Genomic DNA, 392 nt, shown 5'->3' on the forward strand with positions numbered 1-392 from the left:
TACAATTAGAGATATTCTGCAATGACAGATTGGGCATCAATTAGAAAACTTATGAACACGGCAATAGACACTTGTGAAAAAATCGAGTCACTTGGTGTCGATGAAAGGCACAGAGGCGTTGTTGTTAATGATCCTGTAACTATCCATGAGTTTTTAATAAGCTCTTGGGTTGCACCTGAAAATTTAACAAGAAAGGTTATTTGTAAAAGTCATGAATTAGGGCGCTCTAAACCATATACTGATGATCTAGCTCGAACGATGACATCAATTGGTAACCTGTGTTCAGAGTTGGTTAAATTGGAAAATATTGACCAGAAAATTGGTAGTTTACAAGAGCCTTCAATAAAAAATGAAGTTGACGCTTTGTGTAAATGGTATGAAGACTTTTGTGC

At 36.0% G+C, this 392-nt stretch carries 1 protein-coding gene; it reads left to right on the forward strand.

From position 1 onward, the window contains the following. Positions 1 to 21: 21 nt before the first annotated feature. On the forward strand, positions 22 to 392 hold a 371-nt coding region (locus CXF74_RS21765), incomplete at its 3' end, for a hypothetical protein (RefSeq protein ID WP_101084711.1).

Source organism: Psychromonas sp. Urea-02u-13 (assembly GCF_002835995.1).
Lineage (GTDB): Bacteria > Pseudomonadota > Gammaproteobacteria > Enterobacterales > Psychromonadaceae > Psychromonas.